Genomic DNA, 752 nt, shown 5'->3' on the forward strand with positions numbered 1-752 from the left:
GCTCAGGCCCTTGGCGCAGCAGGCGTTGGCGCACTTACCTCCGATCAGCTCCGTGCGCTGAACACTGCGGACATCGCAGCACTGACCACCGCAGAGATCGCGGCAATCAGCACCGATAACATCTCCACGCTCACCACGAGCGAGATCAAGGCACTCACCACGGCTCAGGTCGCCGGCCTCGATACCGCTCACGTCCAGGCGTTGGGCACCGCACAAGTTGCGGTCCTCTCCACCGCGCAGGCCCAGGCACTCGGTGCCGCAGGGGTAGGCGCACTTACTTCCGATCAGCTCCGCGCGTTGACCACCGCGGACGTGGCGGCCCTGACCACTGCTGAGATCCAGGCGATCAGCACCGCCAACCTGGCGACCCTGACCACCGCGGAAATTGGGGCACTGACCACGGCTCAGGCCCAGGCCCTTGGCGCCACCGGCATCGCAGCACTCGACTCCGGCCAGCTGCGTTCCCTGAGCACTCAGGATGTTGCGGCCCTGACCACCGCCGAGGTGGCAGCCATCAGCACCGATAACATCTCCCTGCTGACCACTGCACAGGTCAAGGCAATGACCACGGCCCAGATCGCCGGCCTTGATACCGCTCACGTCCAGGCCCTGAGCACAGCAGAAATCGCGGTCCTCTCCACCGGCCAGGCTCAGGCGCTTGGTGCTGCCGGGGTCGGCGCACTTACCTCCGATCAGCTCCGTGCGCTGAATACTGCGGACATCGCAGCCCTGACCACCGCAGAGATCGCGGC

The 752-nt window shown here is 66.1% G+C and carries 1 protein-coding gene; it reads left to right on the forward strand.

Annotated features, from left to right (window positions below; genetic code table 11):
* On the forward strand, window positions 1–752 hold a 752-nt coding region (locus JFN93_RS25275), incomplete at both ends, for a hypothetical protein (protein ID WP_199387169.1).

It is taken from the genome of Geomesophilobacter sediminis, assembly GCF_016458275.1.
GTDB classification, from domain to species: domain Bacteria; phylum Desulfobacterota; class Desulfuromonadia; order Geobacterales; family Geobacteraceae; genus Geomesophilobacter; species Geomesophilobacter sediminis.